This is a genomic window from Ruegeria sp. CL6, assembly GCF_056536465.1.
Map to the genome: position 1 here is coordinate 110729 of NZ_JBQFPR010000005.1, position 15713 is coordinate 126441.

Genomic DNA, 15713 nt, shown 5'->3' on the forward strand with positions numbered 1-15713 from the left:
GCCGCCTGAGTCTCTGGTACAGAAAGGACCCGGCATGATCCTGTGCTGCGGTGAAGCCCTGATCGACATGATCGCCTCGCCCACTGTTTCGGGTGAACAGGGTTTTGTGCCCCATTCTGGGGGTGCGATTTTCAACACGGCGATTGCGCTTGGTCGGCTAGGTGTTCCGGCGGGAATGCTGACAGGTGTTTCGACAGATATGTTTGGGCAGCAGCTCAACAAGTCTCTTCAAGCCAGCCATGTGGACACCAGCCATGTCATCGTTTCCGATCGCCCGACGACTCTGGCGTTTGTTCAGCTAAAGGACGGGCACGCGACCTATAACTTTCTGGACGAAAACTCGGCCGGCCGCATGTTGACGCCCGAGGACATGCCCAGCCAGTTGCCTGCGGTATCGGCGCTGTATTTCGGTGGCATCAGCCTTGCTTGCGAGCCTTGTGCAGATGCCTATGCGTCCTTGTTGAATCAACACGGGTCCGAAAAGGCGGTCATGCTGGATCCAAACATCCGTCCCGGTTTTATCAGCGACCAAACCCGGTATCGCACCCGGCTCAATGCGATGATTGCGCAGGCCGATATCGTAAAGGTTTCGGATGAGGATCTGGATTGGATCATTCCGGGACCAGAGAGCCTGACTGACAAAGTTCCGCTGTTGCTGAAAGAAGGCCCCGCTGTCGTCATCGTCACCAAAGGCAGCGAGGGGGCATCCGGATATCTGGCGGATGGCAGATCAACCTCGGTGCCCGTCAAAAAGGTCAAGGTGGTGGACACGGTCGGCGCCGGGGACACGTTCAATGCCGGCGTACTGGCCGAGCTGGAACGCGCCGGGCATTTGAATAAGCAAGGGCTTCGCACCCTGACCCCCGATCAACTGAAAGCAGCTCTTGCCAATGGTGCCGAGGTCGCCGCCGTTACCGTATCACGCGCAGGGGCAAACCCGCCGTGGGCGAATGAACTTTGACCCCGAAAGGGACATTGATGAAACGATCAGATATCAACGCAATCAAAACCGAAGCCGAGGCTTTCATTCGGTCGTTCGGTACGGTTCTACCGCCCTTTGCCAACTGGTCGCCCGACCAGATGAAAAGCGATCAGGCAGCGGTTATTCGTGAACGTGGTCTGGGATGGGATATCACCGATTACGGACAGGGACGGTTCGACGAATTAGGGCTATTTCTGTTTACGCTGCGAAACGGCGATGTCGCTGACCTAAGCCAAGGGCGCGGCATGCTGTACGCAGAGAAACTGCTTGTCTCGCGGGACAAGCAGCTTTCGCCCATGCATCGTCATATCGTAAAGGCCGAAGACATTATCAATCGCGGCGGCGGCGATCTGGTGATGGAGATTTACGCCTCAGATGCCGAGGGCGGGATCGATCGGGAAAACTCGGTGACAGTGCCCAGCGACGGGTGCCCGGTGACGATCCAGCCCGGCGAGCTTTTACGGCTCGGACCGGGTCAAAGCGTGACGCTGATGCCGGGAATCTGGCACGCTTTCTGGGCCGAAAAAGGTAATTGCCTGATTGGCGAAGTATCGACTGTGAACGATGATCGAACGGACAACGTATTCGAGGACCCAATTCCCCGCTTTGCCACCATCGAAGAAGACGCAGCGCAAGAGTTCCTTTTGGTTGCTGATTATTGAAGCAAAAGCTGTGATCACGGAATAGACCGAACTCTACAACGGCGTATGCCGAAGGTACGTTCTGTATTGAAGCATCTCTTTGGTCAGGCGGCCATGTCGATCTCCCGAAAGGCGTGGCAGCAATATCCCGTGTTCAATCGTTAAGGACGGGACAGCCCTTTGCTGCCCATCCCGATAAGCCCCTTTTGCCAAAACGGAAAAACCGACTAACATGCGGTACAACGCGGTAGAGGGACTTGAACGATGGTGACAAAAGCAGAGCTGGAAGCCGAAGTTGCCGAACTTCGCCGTCAACTTGCCCAGCAAACCAAGGCTGATAAGGCGGAACCAAAGGAAGACCATTCCGACAGTCTGATCGACACGATCGAAAACTGGTCAGACCAGATGGACGAAGTTATGACCGAACTCGGAGAATTGCCGCATAAAAAGCCGATCCTGTTTGCGCTTGGCGTTTTCGCGCTTGGCTATCTGATTGGCCGTTCCCGGTAGGAGCCTGCACATGAGCCGCATTTCCCGCAATCTCTCGATCATTCTGCGTGCCGAAAGGCTGATTGCGCAAAGACAAGTCGCAGTAGCGGCCAAACGTACCGGTATTTACGGGGCAGCGGGGCTGGCAATTGGACTTGCGGTCGTGATGTTGAACGTCGCAGGCTTTTTCTGGCTGTCTGAGTCTGTATCATACGCAACCGCGGCACTGATCATGGCCGGCGTCGATCTGTTGGTGGCTGTGCTATTGGCGCTGATCGCCAATTCCATGTCATCACAGACTGACATCTCTGCGGTGGTTGAGCTCAGGGACCTGGCGCTGCAGGACATTGAGACCGAGATCAAGGACAACCTGGCCGAGGCGCGCGACGCTGTCACAGGTTTCCGGCGCGACCCGCTTGGGGCCGTGACGCCCGAGATCGTCAGCGCCCTGCTGGGCGCCTTGATCAAATTTTCCAAAGCTCGAAAGAAGTCGGGCGACTAACCTTACTGCGTCAGGTCAACCGCAGCACGCGCGATTACCATTTCTTCGTTGGTCGGAATCGACAGAATGCGAACGCGGCTAAAGTCTGTCGACAGAACCGTGCCGCCATCCGCGTTTCGCGCGTGGTCCATTTCGATTCCGATCCAGCGCATTCCGTCACAAACCATCTGCCGGATCGGAGCCGAATTCTCGCCAACGCCGCCCGTAAAGATCAGCGCATCAATGCCTTCCAGCGCGGCGGACAGCGCCCCCAATTCCCGGCGGATGCGGAACACATAATAGTCGATGGCCTTGCGCGCATCAGGCGTATCCGCCGCCAGAAGCGTGCGCATATCGGACGAAACCCCGGACAGGCCCAGCAGACCGGACTTGCGATATAGAACTTCGGCGATCTCATCCGCCGACATTCCATCCTGCTGCATCATGTACAGCACCACACCCGGGTCGAGCTGACCGCTGCGGGTCCCCATCGGAAGACCGTCCAGCGCCGAGAACCCCATCGTCGAGGCAACCGCGCGCCCGCCCGAGACCGCACACATGGACGCGCCATTCCCCAGATGCGCAATCACAACGCGGCCATCGTAGAGACCCGGCGCGATCTCTTTCAGTTTCTGCGAGATATAGTCGTAGCTCAGCCCGTGAAATCCGTACCGTCGGACACCCTTGTCATAATAACTCTGCGGCAACGCGAAAGTATCGTTGACCCAGGGATGGGTACGGTGAAAAGCGGTATCAAAACACGCCACCTGAATCGTATCCGGAAATGCAGCGCTGGCCGCCCGGATTCCAGCCAGTGAATAAGGTTGATGCAAGGGCGCGAACGGGACGAACCCCGTCAGAGTATCAATGACCGTTTCATCAATGAGAACCGGTTCGGAATACACCGTACCACCGTGGACGACCCGATGGCCGACGGCCTTCACGTGGATATCCGGGAGGTATTCCCGTGCCATTTCAAGAAAAGCGTGGATTGCTTCGTCATGACTTTGGGTGTTCGATAACGGTCGCTCGATCGACCGACCTCCGGCAGACTGAGCCAACAATCGGGGGGCATCGCCCAAACGCTCGATCTGGCCACGCCAGCGCATGCTGGGACGGTTTTCTTCGACAACTTCGTACAACGCAAATTTCAGTGATGAAGACCCGGCGTTCAGCGCCAGTACATGATCAGCCATAGAGCTTACCTTTACTTGCATAAGCGTGCAGCGCCGCAACCGCGCAAGACGCCAAGCGCGAGGCATCATCATCGGACCGCGATGTCAAGATGATCGGGGCACCAGCCCCTACGACGATCCCTGCGGCCTCGGCATGAGAGATGAAGGTCAGCTGTTTCGCAACCATGTTGCCCGCCTCAATATTCGGGGCGACAAGAATATCCGCTGACCCGGCGACCTCGGACGTGATGCCCTTGGTTCGGGCTGCTTTCAGGTCGACCGCATTGTCCATCGCAAGAGGGCCGTCAACCAATCCGCCGGTAATCTGTCCCCGTTCAGCCATTTTGGACAGCAGTGCTGCATCCACGGAAGACGGCATATGCGGGTTCACGGTTTCGACGGCAGACAAGACACCGACCTTAGGCGTTTCGATCCCAATGGATTGAGCCAAGTGAATTGCGTTCTGAACGATGTCGGCTTTGGTTTCTAGGTCCGGCGCAATATTCACCGCCGCGTCTGTTACCATGATGGGTCTCGGCATGCCCGGCACATCCATCACAAAGACATGCGACAAACGCCGACCGGTTCGCAGCCCGTTTTCACGTCGCAAGACGGCGCGCAACAGGTCATCCGTATGCAGATACCCCTTCATCAGGGTCTGTGCTTTGCCTTCAACCACCAAATCCACCGCACGATGTGCAGCAAGGCCGTGGTCCCGCGCCTCGACGATTTCGAGATCAGAGATATCCGCCCCTATCTCTGCTGCCGCGGCCATGATCTTGTCAGGATCCCCGACGAGGATCGGCGTGATGATGCTGTTGGCATGACCTAGCATCGCGCCACTCAACGAGTTGCTGTCTTCGGGCGCGACCACTGCCGTCGGCATGGGGTCCAAAGGTTTTGCCTTTTCGAGTAGCGCATCAAAATGACGATGACGCTGGACAACAAGGCCCGGAACTTCGATCGAGTCGAACGCCATGTGCTGGGCCGGAGGTGTGACCTGAACCGTACCGCTCAGAACCAAGGCGTTGTCTCCAACGCGGCGCACTTCGGCGGCGCAGATCAGATCGCCATCATCGCGCTTTTCGGCCACCGAGACGAACGCTGTTAGCTCATCGCCAGCAAGAACAGGAATGTGAAAGGACAGGTCCGCGCGGCGGGTTTGGGTCCCTGCCCCCGGCAACACGTTGCCCAGCACAGCCGCGACCAGACCTGCAGGCCACAAAGCCGGAGCTACCGCTTCGGGTTGCCCGTCGCCGTCGCCATCATAGGCTGCCAGATGCAACGGATTGTGGTCGCCCGATGCAGACGCAAACGCATAGAGGTCATCTACCGTACACAGGCGTGTCAGTTGGGCTTCGTCGCCAACTTCCAATTGGGCAAAAGTGCGGTTTTCGTAAATTTTCATTTTGAACTGGCTTTGCTTTTGTCAGAGGGCCGGACGGTCCGCGATTCAGGCTGGCGCTCTGACGCAGGCTGAGGCTCTGCGAGGTTAAGAACGTTGCTCAAATCCTCTACCATCGCTGTCAGTTCCGGCGAAGGCTCTTGTACCTCACCGGTGATACGGCGGATCAAATCGACTGCTTGTTTGCGATCTTTTTCCAGCGGCAGCAAGTCCGGCAGAGTATCGATTGCCCCTTGCCTGTCAAATGTCACAATAAGCGATTGTTCGTGCAGCAGGCGATGACGCTGATCGACCGTCAGGCTTTTGAACGGATCTTCATGCTTGAAGACGTGCGCCCAGCGATCAAGGATTTCGGCCCTGAAACTTTGATTGCTGCGCGCCAAAAGGATCAACATCCGCACCACGGCTTCTGCAACCCACCCTTGCTTTTTGTGCGCTAGGGCTGCTTCAACCTCTGGCAGGGATTTGAAACTTTCGGGATCGGCCAGCGTTCTGTGTGCCGCATTCTTTTGACCGAACCAAGAGGCCAAGGGGCCGCCCCAAAGAGAAAAGAACGTTAACTCGTACCAAGCGTCTCGAACGTCACGGCCATAGTCCATCGCCTGCTCTATCCAATCCGCTGAGATTTTTTCCAATTCAAGAAATGGATTGTCCGGCGCGGCAGAGGTTCGATTTTCCCGCGCCACGTCAGCCCAATATTTCATGCCCAAGGCGGCAGGCTGGGCAGAAGACATCGCCGCACGCTGTACCCTAAGGGGATGCATATTACGCAGCGCCTTTGCCGTCGCAGGAGTAGAAAGGGACTGAACGATCGGACGGCCAAATGTCTCATAAATATTGGCCTGAGTTTCAGACATATGAGCGACAGCGGCAAAGCTCGCTTCATCCAGTTTCCCGTCGTCCAGCGCCGATACGTCCGCCAGTGTTCGCTCATGAAAGCGAACTTCAAATTTCTTGTCGATGCCTTCGCCTTCGATATTTTCTATCTGCATTTCGTACAGGCCCGGCGCCATTGCTTCGACCGTTTCAAGCGTCGAGGCCAGTTCGCTATGTTCCTTTCGGGCCACCTTTGAAGACACAAATATCCCCAGATGCCCGACCTCGTCATGCAGCATGTAGATAATGCGCTGCCCGCGCAGGCGAATCTCCTCTTCATCTGCATAGGTTTCGGCAATCCAGTTCAGCGCCTGCTGCGGCGGAGTGATATTGTCGCCCTGGCTGGCAAAAACAAAAATCGGACCTTTGATCGCCTTGATATCGATAGGTACACCCGGCTCAAGCTGAGCAGTATTCTTGACCAGGCGATTGCCCACGAAAAGCTGTTCGACGATCCAATGGATCTCGGCCTCGTTCAGAATAAAGTACCCACCCCACCAACGTTCAAAATCGATAAACCGTCTACGACCACCTTCGGGATCCCGGTAGAGATCGAAATACTTGCCAAAGTAGTTTCGACTGGCGTTTAGCTGCTCAAAGTTCATCACCAGATTGGCGCCGTCAAACTGACCAGCGCCTAAGTCCGACCAGAACATCGGCTGCCACGTCCCCCCCAGAACCCCGGCATTATAGCGCATTGGGTTTTCACCAACCGCCCCTGCCCAAGGTGCAACGGGCGCTCCGTTCAAGACCAACGGACCCGTTAGATCGGGATTGCACGCAGCCATCAGCAACGTCGCCCACCCCCCTTGGCAGTTACCTGTGACAACAGGGTGCGGGCTATCTGGATGACGGGCGCGCACTGTTCGGACAAATCCAACCTCGGCATGCATCACATCGGCAAGGGTTTGACCGGGAACCGGATCACGCCCAAAGCTGACGAAATAAACCGGATGCCCCTTGGCCAGGGCGACACCGACCTGACTGTCCGTTTTGAAACCACCGATGCCAGCCCCATGCCCCGCTCTGGGGTCGATGATCATGTAGGGGCGCTTTCGTTCATCCAGCGTCACGCCCTTCGGGGGCACGATCTTCAAAAGCTGATAGTTGCAGGGGCGTGTCAGGTCTTTGCCGTCAACGATGACGTCATAGTCATAGGCCAGCACTGGAGGGCAGCCTAGCGCCTCATGTTCAAGAAAAACGTCTCCTCTCTCGCGCAGCACATCCATAGTCAGGGCGACACGCTGGCCGGCATCCCTCAGATACTCAGACCAGTCACTGACGAACGAGCGGGAGGTCAAAATCCGGCCAGAAGCATCAACGACACGTTCAATCAGTCTGCGGGTCCGCTCTGAGTGTTCCTGCGCGATCCGGCTGGATTGCAAAGCCATCGATTGTGACAGCAAGTTCCACTGAACGCCGGACTGGTCCAAGGCATTGGCGACCGCCCCGACGGTGCGATCATTTACGACGGCTGCATCCTTGGCCAAATCCGAACCAAGCTGAAGGGATTTTGAATGAGGGTTCGGTATCACAAGAAAATCCTTTTTCAAACGATGCTTTCGTTCCATCCAAACGGAACATTGGCCGATTCTCTCAATTTTTCTGCGATGCAGCATACCCTTCGTTTCTGATTATCACAAACTTTACGCGGCGATATGACACTTCGACGAAAATCGGACATCTGCCTGCTTCAGAACAGGCGAAACTGCGAAAGCAGCTTTCCTTTGACACGGCGTTTTGGAAATATTCAAAAATCTGATTACAGTGCTTTCAACAAACAACGAGGGCACAATGAAATCACTGACCAGAATTACACGCGGCATTGGCGTTGCACTAAAAGATGGCCGAGTGAAGGGCATCTTGGCTTTCACAGTCGGCATGATCCTTTGGGCATCCGTTTTCTACCATTTTATCGAAGGGTGGAGCTGGCTCGACTCGATCTACTTTTCTGTCGTGACAATTTCGACAGTTGGTTACGGGGATTTTTCGCCGGAAACTGCCGCCGGAAAGGTCTTTACGATGGTTTATATTATCGTCGGCCTCGGCATCTTCGTTACAGCGGCAACGACAGTTGCGGACACGATCCTTTCTCAGGACGACGAAGACAAAAACAAGTAATCCGTCAGGTTCAAAGGCTTTTACCGGTGGTACCGTGAGGGTGCAGACACTCACGCAAACGACCAATTGCCGTTTGGTTTTTTGGGTTATTCTTCAAACCCATACAAATCACCGAGAAAATTAAAAAATATACATATAAAATTTTTTGAGTCTAATATCCAAGAAAAGAAGAACTTTGGAGGGACGGAATGGAAAAGACTCAAGACGCAAAAATCGTCGATCTGGCAATACGCCTGCTGTTTCTAGGATTGTTCATCTACAGCGCTTTGGTCATGGTCGCGCCTCTTGCAAGCGTCGTTATTTGGGCGGCAATTCTCTGCGTAGCTCTGCACCCAGTATACGATTGGCTGCAGGGAAAGCTGGGGGGTCGAAAATCGCTGGCTGCGACGGTTTTGGTTCTTCTTGGCCTTCTGCTGACACTTGGCCCGGTCGCTACTGCTGTATCCGGGGCTGCTGAGCTGGGGTCGGATTTCGCTGAACAAGCAGACAGCGGCGAACTCAAAATTCCTCCGGCCCCGGAAGGGCTCAAGGAATTGCCATTGGTCGGAGACAAAATTGCGGATGTCTGGACCATGTTCGAGCGAAACCTGGACGGTGCGCTTGCCAAATACGGTGCGCAAATTTTGGAAGTCACCAAATCTCTGTTCGGAAAAGTGTTGGGCATTGGCATCGGACTTCTGGGTCTTGCGCTATCCGTCATAATCATGGGCGCTCTGTTCAAGCCGGGTCCTCAACTGGTTCAGGGGCTTCAAAGATTTGCCAATCGCGTCTTTGCCCCACGCGGCGGAGAGTTTGTGACACTGGCCGGTGCCACAATTCGTAACGTCACCAAAGGTGTAATCGGGGTCGCGGCGATCCAAGCGGTTGTCGTCTGGGTTCTGCTTGCGGTCTTTGGCATTTCGTCCGCCGCAACGCTGGCCTTTGTGAGCCTAATTCTCTCAATCATTCAGATTGGGCCCGGTTTGGTTCTTCTGCCCGTGATCATTTACGCCTGGAGCTCGATGTCCGGCGGTGCGGCCTTGTTGTTTACGGTTCTTGCGATCCCTGTAAGCATCATGGATAGTTTTCTGCGTCCTGTTTTCATCTCGAAAGGGCTGGAAACCCCGATGCTGGTCATCCTGATCGGCGTTCTTGGGGGGATGATGGCATATGGTCTGATCGGCATTTTCATGGGTCCAGTACTGTTCGCAGTGTTCTATGAGCTGTTCAAAGTTTGGATCGACCCGGCGCCAGAGTCTTCGGAATCCGCCGAGGAGGTTGCGGAATGAGAAAGACAATCTGGACGACGCTGGCCGTCATTCTCATATTTTTGATCTGGTATCTGGTCGCCGACCGGAAAACGCCGTTTACCGGCAATGCGCGGGTAAAGGCGGTGGCCACTCAGATTGTTCCCCAAGTGACCGGAACTGTTACCGAGGTATTGGTGGAAAACGGCCAGGTCGTATCCGCCGGAGATGTTCTGGTGCGTATCGATCGCAGACCTTATGAGATTGAGCGCGCAAAGGCCGAAGCCGATCTTGAGGCCGCCACTCAGGAAGTTGGTGCGTCGTCAGCCGAAGTGAGCGCGGCTCAGGCGAAACTGGCCCGAGCACAGAGCGACTTGGACACGATGCGAATCCAGACCGAGCGTGTTTTCGCACTTGAGAAGAAAGGTTTGATCTCTATCTCGCGGGCTGATGACGCCCGCGGCCAGTTGGCCGAGTCCGAGGCAAATCTGGAAAATGCCAAGGCCGATTTGGAAAAGGCGAAACAACGGCTTGGGGATGAAGGGCTTGAAAACCCCAAAATTCAGCGCGCGCTTGCAGCTTTGGCCGATGCAGAGCTGAACCTGGAGTGGACAGAACTGCGCGCGCCTGCAACAGGGGTGATTTCCAACTTGCTGATCGCACCGGGAACTTACGCCCGGTCGGGTCAAGACCTGTTGACCTTTCTTGATGCAACGGATGTCTGGATCGAAGCCTATTTCACCGAAAACAACCTTGGCCGTGCCGGGATTGGGTCACCCGTGGACGTCGTATTGGACATGCATCCCGGTCAGATCGTGCAGGGCAAAATCGAAAGCTTTAGCGCGGCTGTTTCCCTCAGCGGCGGTGACGAGCCCGGCCAACTTGCAAGCCCGCCGAGCACCAAAGGATTTCTGCGCGAACCCGAGCGATTTCCTGTCCGTATCGTTTTGCCGGGCTACGAGGCCGGAAACGCCGAGGATGATCTTAGGTTCCAGTTGAACGGGCAGGCTGATGTGATCATGTATCTCAGCGACAACGCGTTGCTGAACGTTGTGGGGCGCACGTACATCCGCTTGGTATCGATCCTTTCCTATGCGTATTGAAGACAAACGCTCCGTACTCAGGTTGGCGCTTGGGGTAACCGGCGTTTTTGCATTGGGCCTGTTCCTGGGCTGGCCGCTAGCGGTTATCGGAGCGGTATTCACCGCGCTGTTCCTACAGGCACCCATGGCCCTGCCACTGGCGGCATTTGGAAAGCTGTTCGTGTTTTCCATTGGATTGATGTTTATCTCTTTCCTCTTATCGTCGGTTTTCGCGCCCTATCCAGTCGTTTTTCTGGTGTTGGTCGCCATTGGGATCGTGCTGTCCTTTACATGGTCCGTATCCGGTGCCGGGGTGCTGCCCGGCGTCATCGCTCTAATGGGAGCGTTGATGATCCCAAACCTTGTCCTACAGTCTCAGGATTTGGCCTTGGTTCTGGTGTTCTGGATTCCAATGAACCTGTTCTTTGCGGGGTTTGTATCGACTCTGATGTTCGTGCTGATCCCGGCCGAACCACCCAGCGAAGCACAAACGAAAGCCGCCGCCGACCGGGACTTTGACACCAGCCGCCGCATTTTCAGAATGTCGCTGGTCACAGTTCCGTTTGCGATTGCATTCTTTCTGTACGGTGCTTCGGCCTTGCTTGTTTTGTTCTTCGTGGCTCTTCTTAGCCAACAGCTTGCTGCAATGCCCGCCGCTGGAAAAACGGTCGCCAAGGCAATGTTGACCGCGAACTTGCTGGGGGCCGCGGTATCCATAATCTGCTATGAAATAAACGTCATCGCACCGGTTATGCTGACATCGGTACTGCTATGCTTTTTCTTTTGCATTGCCCTTGGCGCATTAGGAAAAACACAAATTCCGCTTGCCGCTGCTGCAGGGTCGGCGATCACGACCGCTCTGATCGTTTACGGCGGCTCGATCGCACCATTTTCCGACGAGGCGGACATCAAAAGCATTACGCGCGTCTTACAGGTCGCCAGCGCTGCGTTTTTCGTGATCATCGCCTATGTCGTCGTCGACGAATTCTGGCCAGAACGAAAACAGCGCGCTACGCCGTGAATACCATTCTTCGCCAATTCAGGTTGGGCCAAGGGTTTGGGGAAAAGGCTTAGAAAGGTTCGATGTTTCCCAAAAGAATTGAGGTCATGTCGGTTTCAAACGCGCCATCAACCGCTGTGACCCCCACTCCGGTCATGTAGTCTACATTGGATCTGGTAATGGCGGAAAGCTCGGCGTTATCATCCAAGAAAACCCACTCTGCACGGTACGCGGTTGATTGACCCACCGCTGTTTGCAAAATGGCCAAAGCATCCAGCGCGTTTATCATTCCATCTTGCGTTATGTCGGCTGCAATCAGGTTTTCAGGCGATGGTGGACCCCAGGTTGGGTTCAGGCCGACAGACATACGCAAGACCTGCAAAGCATCCAAAGCATTGATATCCGCACTGGCAGCCGAATAGGACTTCACGATATCCAGTTCGCCCGAGAATGTGCCGGACGGCAATCCAAGATCAAACCGTCCTTCGTCATCAGCCCGGACACTGACCGTACCGCCACCATCCAATGAGAACCTGATTTCGGCATCCGTCAGCGCAGGGTTGTCGGTCTTGGAATTAAGCGTAACGTTACCCTGAACGCCGTCTGAACTGCCTGGATCCAGTCCTCCGAAGTCACCGAAATCCACTGGAATATGGTCTGGCCCCTCAAATCCGGACCCGAACACCTGTGCCTCGGTCAAGGGTCCGCCGGAAGCGGATATCACTTCGATCTTTTCATCAAGGTATTCGATCTTTGCGCCCCGAACCGTGGACGTGAACGCCAGTTGTCCCGGAGAGCGCAAGAGCGGATAGTCATACATATCCAGACGATCTATTCCGGCCTGAAAATCCGTAATCGTGGTCGGGTCGCTGCCAAACTGCATTACGAAAATGTCTGCGCCGGACCCACCGGTCATGGTTGTCGCACCGGCATTGACAGACCTGGCGGTCACAACGGCAGAACTTGCGGCTTTAAAGCCAGCATTACCAGCGCTACGGGATCGCGCTTTGGTGCGGTCGCCAATACGCGGGATCGTCAATAGAATTCATCGCACGACAATCGGGGGGCTGGCCCGCAGCGGAGAGGAATTGATAGAAATTGTCCCCTTGGACGACGCGCTTCTGGTCGAAGCATATGTTCCCCCGGAAGACATCGCTTTCCTATATGCGGGACAACCGGTGAAAGTGAAAATAACTGCCTATGATTTCGCACGCTGCGGAGCGTTGGACGGAAAAATCACACGAATTGGCGCAAACACAATAACGCGATCGGAAAACAGCGATGAGGAAGTTTTTGTGGTCGAAGTGCAGACCCGTCAATCAATCCTGGATGCCAACGGGGTCGCCGTTGAAATCATTCCGGGCATGATTGCCGAAGTTGACATACTTGCCGGGAAAAAGACGGTTCTGGAGTATTTGTTGCAACCTGTAGTGAAGATCAAAGATCAGGCATTGCGTGAATAGCTTAGGCCACGACCTTTTCTCTTGTAGCCGTCAATCAAAAGTCTACTTCTCGGCGTGTCAGGCCCGACCTAGCGTTCATTCCCCGGGGTCGTGAGCGTTTGATCAACGGAAAGATGCACTACATCCAATCAACATCGCCCAAAAAGATGTATCCGGCCCCATAGATCGTCTTGATCAAACGGGGATTCTTGGGATCTTCACCCAGTTTAGTTCGCAAACGGGATATTCTGACATCCATTGCTCGGTCAAAACTGTCACCCGCAGCTCCGCCCAACGCTTCTTGCATCTGCGCGCGACTAATTAGCCTTTTTGGGCTTTCAAGAAACAGACGCAAAACTTCACCTTCAGCATGGCTGAACGGGGTTTCCTCGCCAGAAGTATCTTCTAGTACGTACCTGTCAAAATGCGCTGTCCAGCCATTGAACCGAGCCGAGTCAGAATGAGTCATCTGCGACCTCGGCGTTCTTAACCTCGCTCGAATTCGTGCGACGACTTCGGCTGGATCAAAGGGCTTTGTGATATAGTCATCAGCCCCAAGTTCCAGCCCCGTCACGCGGTCCTGCACCTGGGCCCGACCCGAAATAATGATCACCGCGGCGCCTTGCTCTAGGGCCAGACGATGGACCAGCGCAAGGCCATCAGTGTCCGGCAAAGACAGGTCCACTAGGCACACATCCGGCGTTACGCGCTTTAGAGATGCCTCAAATTCGCGAGCGCGTGAAAAGCTTTGGGTTCTAAACCCGGCATCTTCGAGCGCATCAGTGAGAATTCGACGAATTTCAGGCTCGTCATCGACAATGGTCACCAGCGGTTGAGTCATCACGCAGCCTCGGTTCGGATCAGGGCGGACAGTTGCGCCCGTGTGAATGGTTTTCGCAGAACCGGCGCAAGCGTCAGTGCCTGCCGGTGCAATGGGTCTGAATACGGCAAAGACGTCATAAGGATGCACGGAAGCCGGGAATTCAACCTTCCCAGCAAATCCAAACCAGTTCCCTCCCCTTCAAGCCGAATATCTGAAAGGACCAACGCGATATCTTCGATATCAGCGGTCAGCGCCAGCGCTTCGTCCGTTGAGGTTGCCTCGATCACCGAAAAGCCCAATTCAACCAGCATATCCCGGAACTGACTTCGCAGATCATCACTGTCTTCGACCAAGAGAACCAAGCCTTCTTGAACAGGAGGGGCGGGACGATAGGGCAATCGCAGAACGACCGAGGCACCGGATGGCGTGTTCCGCAGGTTCAAATCGCCACCGGCCAATTTCACTGTGTCGTAGACCATGGGCAAGCCCAACCCAGAACCCTCGCTGCCTTTTGTCGTAAAAAACGGATTCAGCGCTTTCTCAAGCGCTTCGTTGGAAAACCCCGGACCTGTGTCGGACACGGTAATCTCTATCCAGATTGATCCCACCGTATGGGCGCTGATCGTTATCTGACCAGTCCCTCCGCAGGCGTCCCTTGCGTTGAGAACAAGATTGAGTAGCGCGTCCTGCACCATTCCAGGGTCCAACATCATCGCCTCATCCGGAAGCGTGTTCACTACGGAAAGGCCCACCCCTCGCGGAAGGGACGGCGACGCAAGGATACGCAAATCTTCCAGCAATCCACGCATATCGGTTGCCTTAGGCTGCGGCGTCCGATTTCCGGTCATATCTGCAATGCGGTTCAAAAGCTGCCCGCCCCGGCGGGCAGTTTGCTGGGTTGCGGACACCAATTCGCGGGCGGATTCGGGCAGGTCCATCTTTTCCATTCGAGACTGCATCCCAAGAATAATCGTCAGCAAGTTGGAAAAGTCATGCGCCAAACCGCTCGTCATCTGAGCGGCCATAGCGCGTCGACGGGTTTGTTGCAGCGCAACGCGGGCTTGCGTTTCTTCGGTTATGTCAACGGACATGACATAGACACCACCTTCACCGTCCGGCGTAAAGGATACACGAATCCGTCTTGAGCCTTGATCCTCGGTGAATTCGAACACCGAGGTTTCGCCGTCATAGGCTTTTTGCAGATGTGGCTCGACGCGCAGATATGCCGCCGATCCCAACGCCTGAGAAACATGCATTCCCAGAATTTCAGATGGACGACCTGTCATGACAGAGTTTAAGCGGCGGTTTGAATAGTCGTACCGGCCCTCGGAATCCAAATGCGCGATATGAGCTGGCATCATCTCGGTCGTCATACGCGTTCGGGCTTCGATTTCGGTCAACTGACGCTTGGCCTCTTCCAAAGCCGAGTTCGTCGCAGCCAGTTTTCGGTTTGCTGCCGAAAGTTCTTCGGCTCTGTCCAATAGCTGGCTTGACAGCTCGACGGATCGAGCGCGCAACAGCGCCTCGGCCTGTTTGGTATTGGTTATGTCTGTATAGACGGCAACCCACCCCCCTTTGGGCAACGGAGCCCCTTCAACCGAGATAACCTGACCGTTGGCGCGAACACGCTCTAGGTAATGGGGTTCAAACGTCAAAGCCTGCGCAACCCGAGTATCGACTACGTCATCGACGTCGACGTCTTCACCATATTCGCCATTTTCGGCAAGAAACTGGATGGTATCCCGAAACATTGATCCCGGCTCGACCAGATGATCCGGCAGATTGAACATGACCTGAAACGGACGATTGCTGACGACCAGCCTGAGATTGCTGTCATAAATCGACAAGCCCTGACCAATCAGGTTAAGACCGGCAGTCGTCATAGTCTTGATCTGTTCGTCCGTGATGTTCAATTCCGCCCTCCCCGCGTCACATGCGTAACACCGGTTCCAGCGCAGGTGTAGGGGGCA

General features: G+C 55.2%; 15 protein-coding genes. 9 read left to right on the forward strand and 6 right to left on the reverse strand.

Going from position 1 to position 15713, the window contains the following annotated elements; translation table 11 throughout:
• Positions 1-34: 34 nt before the first annotated feature.
• The 4 genes from ACR0LH_RS15090 (at position 35) to ACR0LH_RS15105 (ending at position 2614) form a co-directional block, all read left to right on the forward strand.
• Positions 35-961, forward strand: a complete 927-nt coding sequence (locus ACR0LH_RS15090; protein ID WP_170416000.1) for a carbohydrate kinase family protein — start codon at positions 35-37, stop codon at positions 959-961.
• 17 nt (positions 962-978) lie between these two features.
• Positions 979-1644 carry a D-lyxose/D-mannose family sugar isomerase gene (locus ACR0LH_RS15095; RefSeq protein WP_170416002.1) on the forward strand — a complete coding sequence of 222 codons (666 nt, stop codon included), beginning with the start codon at positions 979-981 and terminating at the stop codon, positions 1642-1644.
• A gap of 243 nt (positions 1645-1887) precedes the next feature.
• On the forward strand, positions 1888-2133 hold the full coding sequence (locus tag ACR0LH_RS15100) for a hypothetical protein (protein ID WP_170416004.1): 246 nt from the start codon (positions 1888-1890) through the stop codon (positions 2131-2133).
• A 10-nt stretch (positions 2134-2143) separates the two neighbouring features.
• Positions 2144-2614 (forward strand): phage holin family protein, encoded by a 471-nt coding sequence (locus ACR0LH_RS15105; RefSeq protein ID WP_170416006.1) that lies wholly within the window; start codon positions 2144-2146, stop codon positions 2612-2614.
• A 2-nt stretch (positions 2615-2616) separates the two neighbouring features.
• Here ACR0LH_RS15105 and ACR0LH_RS15110 read toward each other — a convergent pair whose 3' ends face one another.
• From ACR0LH_RS15110 to ACR0LH_RS15120, 3 genes are read right to left on the reverse strand one after another with little or no spacing between them, the layout of a single operon-like run.
• Entirely contained in the window at positions 2617-3789 is a 1173-nt protein-coding gene (locus ACR0LH_RS15110) for an acetate/propionate family kinase (protein ID WP_170416008.1), read from the reverse strand.
• Positions 3782-5176, reverse strand: a complete 1395-nt coding sequence (locus tag ACR0LH_RS15115) for a bifunctional enoyl-CoA hydratase/phosphate acetyltransferase (protein ID WP_170416010.1) — start codon at positions 5174-5176, stop codon at positions 3782-3784. Before ACR0LH_RS15115 ends, ACR0LH_RS15110 begins: the two co-directional genes overlap by 8 nt.
• The gene (locus ACR0LH_RS15120) at positions 5173-7584 is read right to left on the reverse strand and encodes a DUF3141 domain-containing protein (protein WP_480721584.1); all 2412 of its coding nucleotides are present in this window, start codon (positions 7582-7584) and stop codon (positions 5173-5175) included. The genes ACR0LH_RS15115 and ACR0LH_RS15120 overlap by 4 nt, the downstream gene beginning before the upstream one ends.
• 259 nt (positions 7585-7843) lie before the next feature.
• Here ACR0LH_RS15120 and ACR0LH_RS15125 point away from each other — a divergent pair, with 259 nt between their 5' ends.
• From ACR0LH_RS15125 to ACR0LH_RS15140, 4 genes are all read left to right on the forward strand, one after another.
• Positions 7844-8170 carry a potassium channel family protein gene (locus ACR0LH_RS15125; RefSeq protein WP_170416012.1) on the forward strand — a complete coding sequence of 109 codons (327 nt, stop codon included), beginning with the start codon at positions 7844-7846 and terminating at the stop codon, positions 8168-8170.
• 188 nt (positions 8171-8358) lie between these two features.
• Positions 8359-9438: an AI-2E family transporter gene (locus tag ACR0LH_RS15130; RefSeq protein WP_170416014.1), complete on the forward strand. Its 1080-nt coding sequence runs from the start codon at positions 8359-8361 to the stop codon at positions 9436-9438.
• Positions 9435-10499, forward strand: coding sequence for an HlyD family secretion protein (locus tag ACR0LH_RS15135; protein ID WP_170416016.1), 1065 nt, complete (start codon positions 9435-9437; stop codon positions 10497-10499). The genes ACR0LH_RS15130 and ACR0LH_RS15135 overlap by 4 nt, the downstream gene beginning before the upstream one ends.
• A complete protein-coding gene (locus ACR0LH_RS15140) occupies positions 10489-11499 on the forward strand; it encodes a DUF2955 domain-containing protein (protein WP_170416018.1) in 1011 nt (336 codons plus the stop codon). The genes ACR0LH_RS15135 and ACR0LH_RS15140 overlap by 11 nt, the downstream gene beginning before the upstream one ends.
• A 49-nt stretch (positions 11500-11548) precedes the next feature.
• On the opposite strand, the gene ACR0LH_RS15145 is transcribed toward ACR0LH_RS15140, so the two are convergent.
• Positions 11549-12394, reverse strand: a complete 846-nt coding sequence (locus ACR0LH_RS15145; RefSeq protein ID WP_170485901.1) for a dockerin type I domain-containing protein — start codon at positions 12392-12394, stop codon at positions 11549-11551.
• On the opposite strand from ACR0LH_RS15145, the gene ACR0LH_RS15150 reads away from it, so the two are divergent.
• The gene (locus ACR0LH_RS15150; RefSeq protein WP_480721585.1) at positions 12393-12941 is read left to right on the forward strand and encodes a beta-barrel domain-containing protein; all 549 of its coding nucleotides are present in this window, start codon (positions 12393-12395) and stop codon (positions 12939-12941) included. The two genes, ACR0LH_RS15145 and ACR0LH_RS15150, sit on opposite strands and share 2 nt — an antisense overlap.
• 118 nt (positions 12942-13059) lie before the next feature.
• Here the strand turns inward: ACR0LH_RS15150 and ACR0LH_RS15155 are convergent, their stop codons facing one another.
• Entirely contained in the window at positions 13060-13761 is a 702-nt protein-coding gene (locus tag ACR0LH_RS15155; protein WP_170389038.1) for a response regulator transcription factor, read from the reverse strand.
• A complete protein-coding gene (locus ACR0LH_RS15160; RefSeq protein WP_480681611.1) occupies positions 13761-15626 on the reverse strand; it encodes a PAS-domain containing protein in 1866 nt (621 codons plus the stop codon). Before ACR0LH_RS15160 ends, ACR0LH_RS15155 begins: the two co-directional genes overlap by 1 nt.
• Positions 15627-15713: the final 87 nt, after the last annotated feature.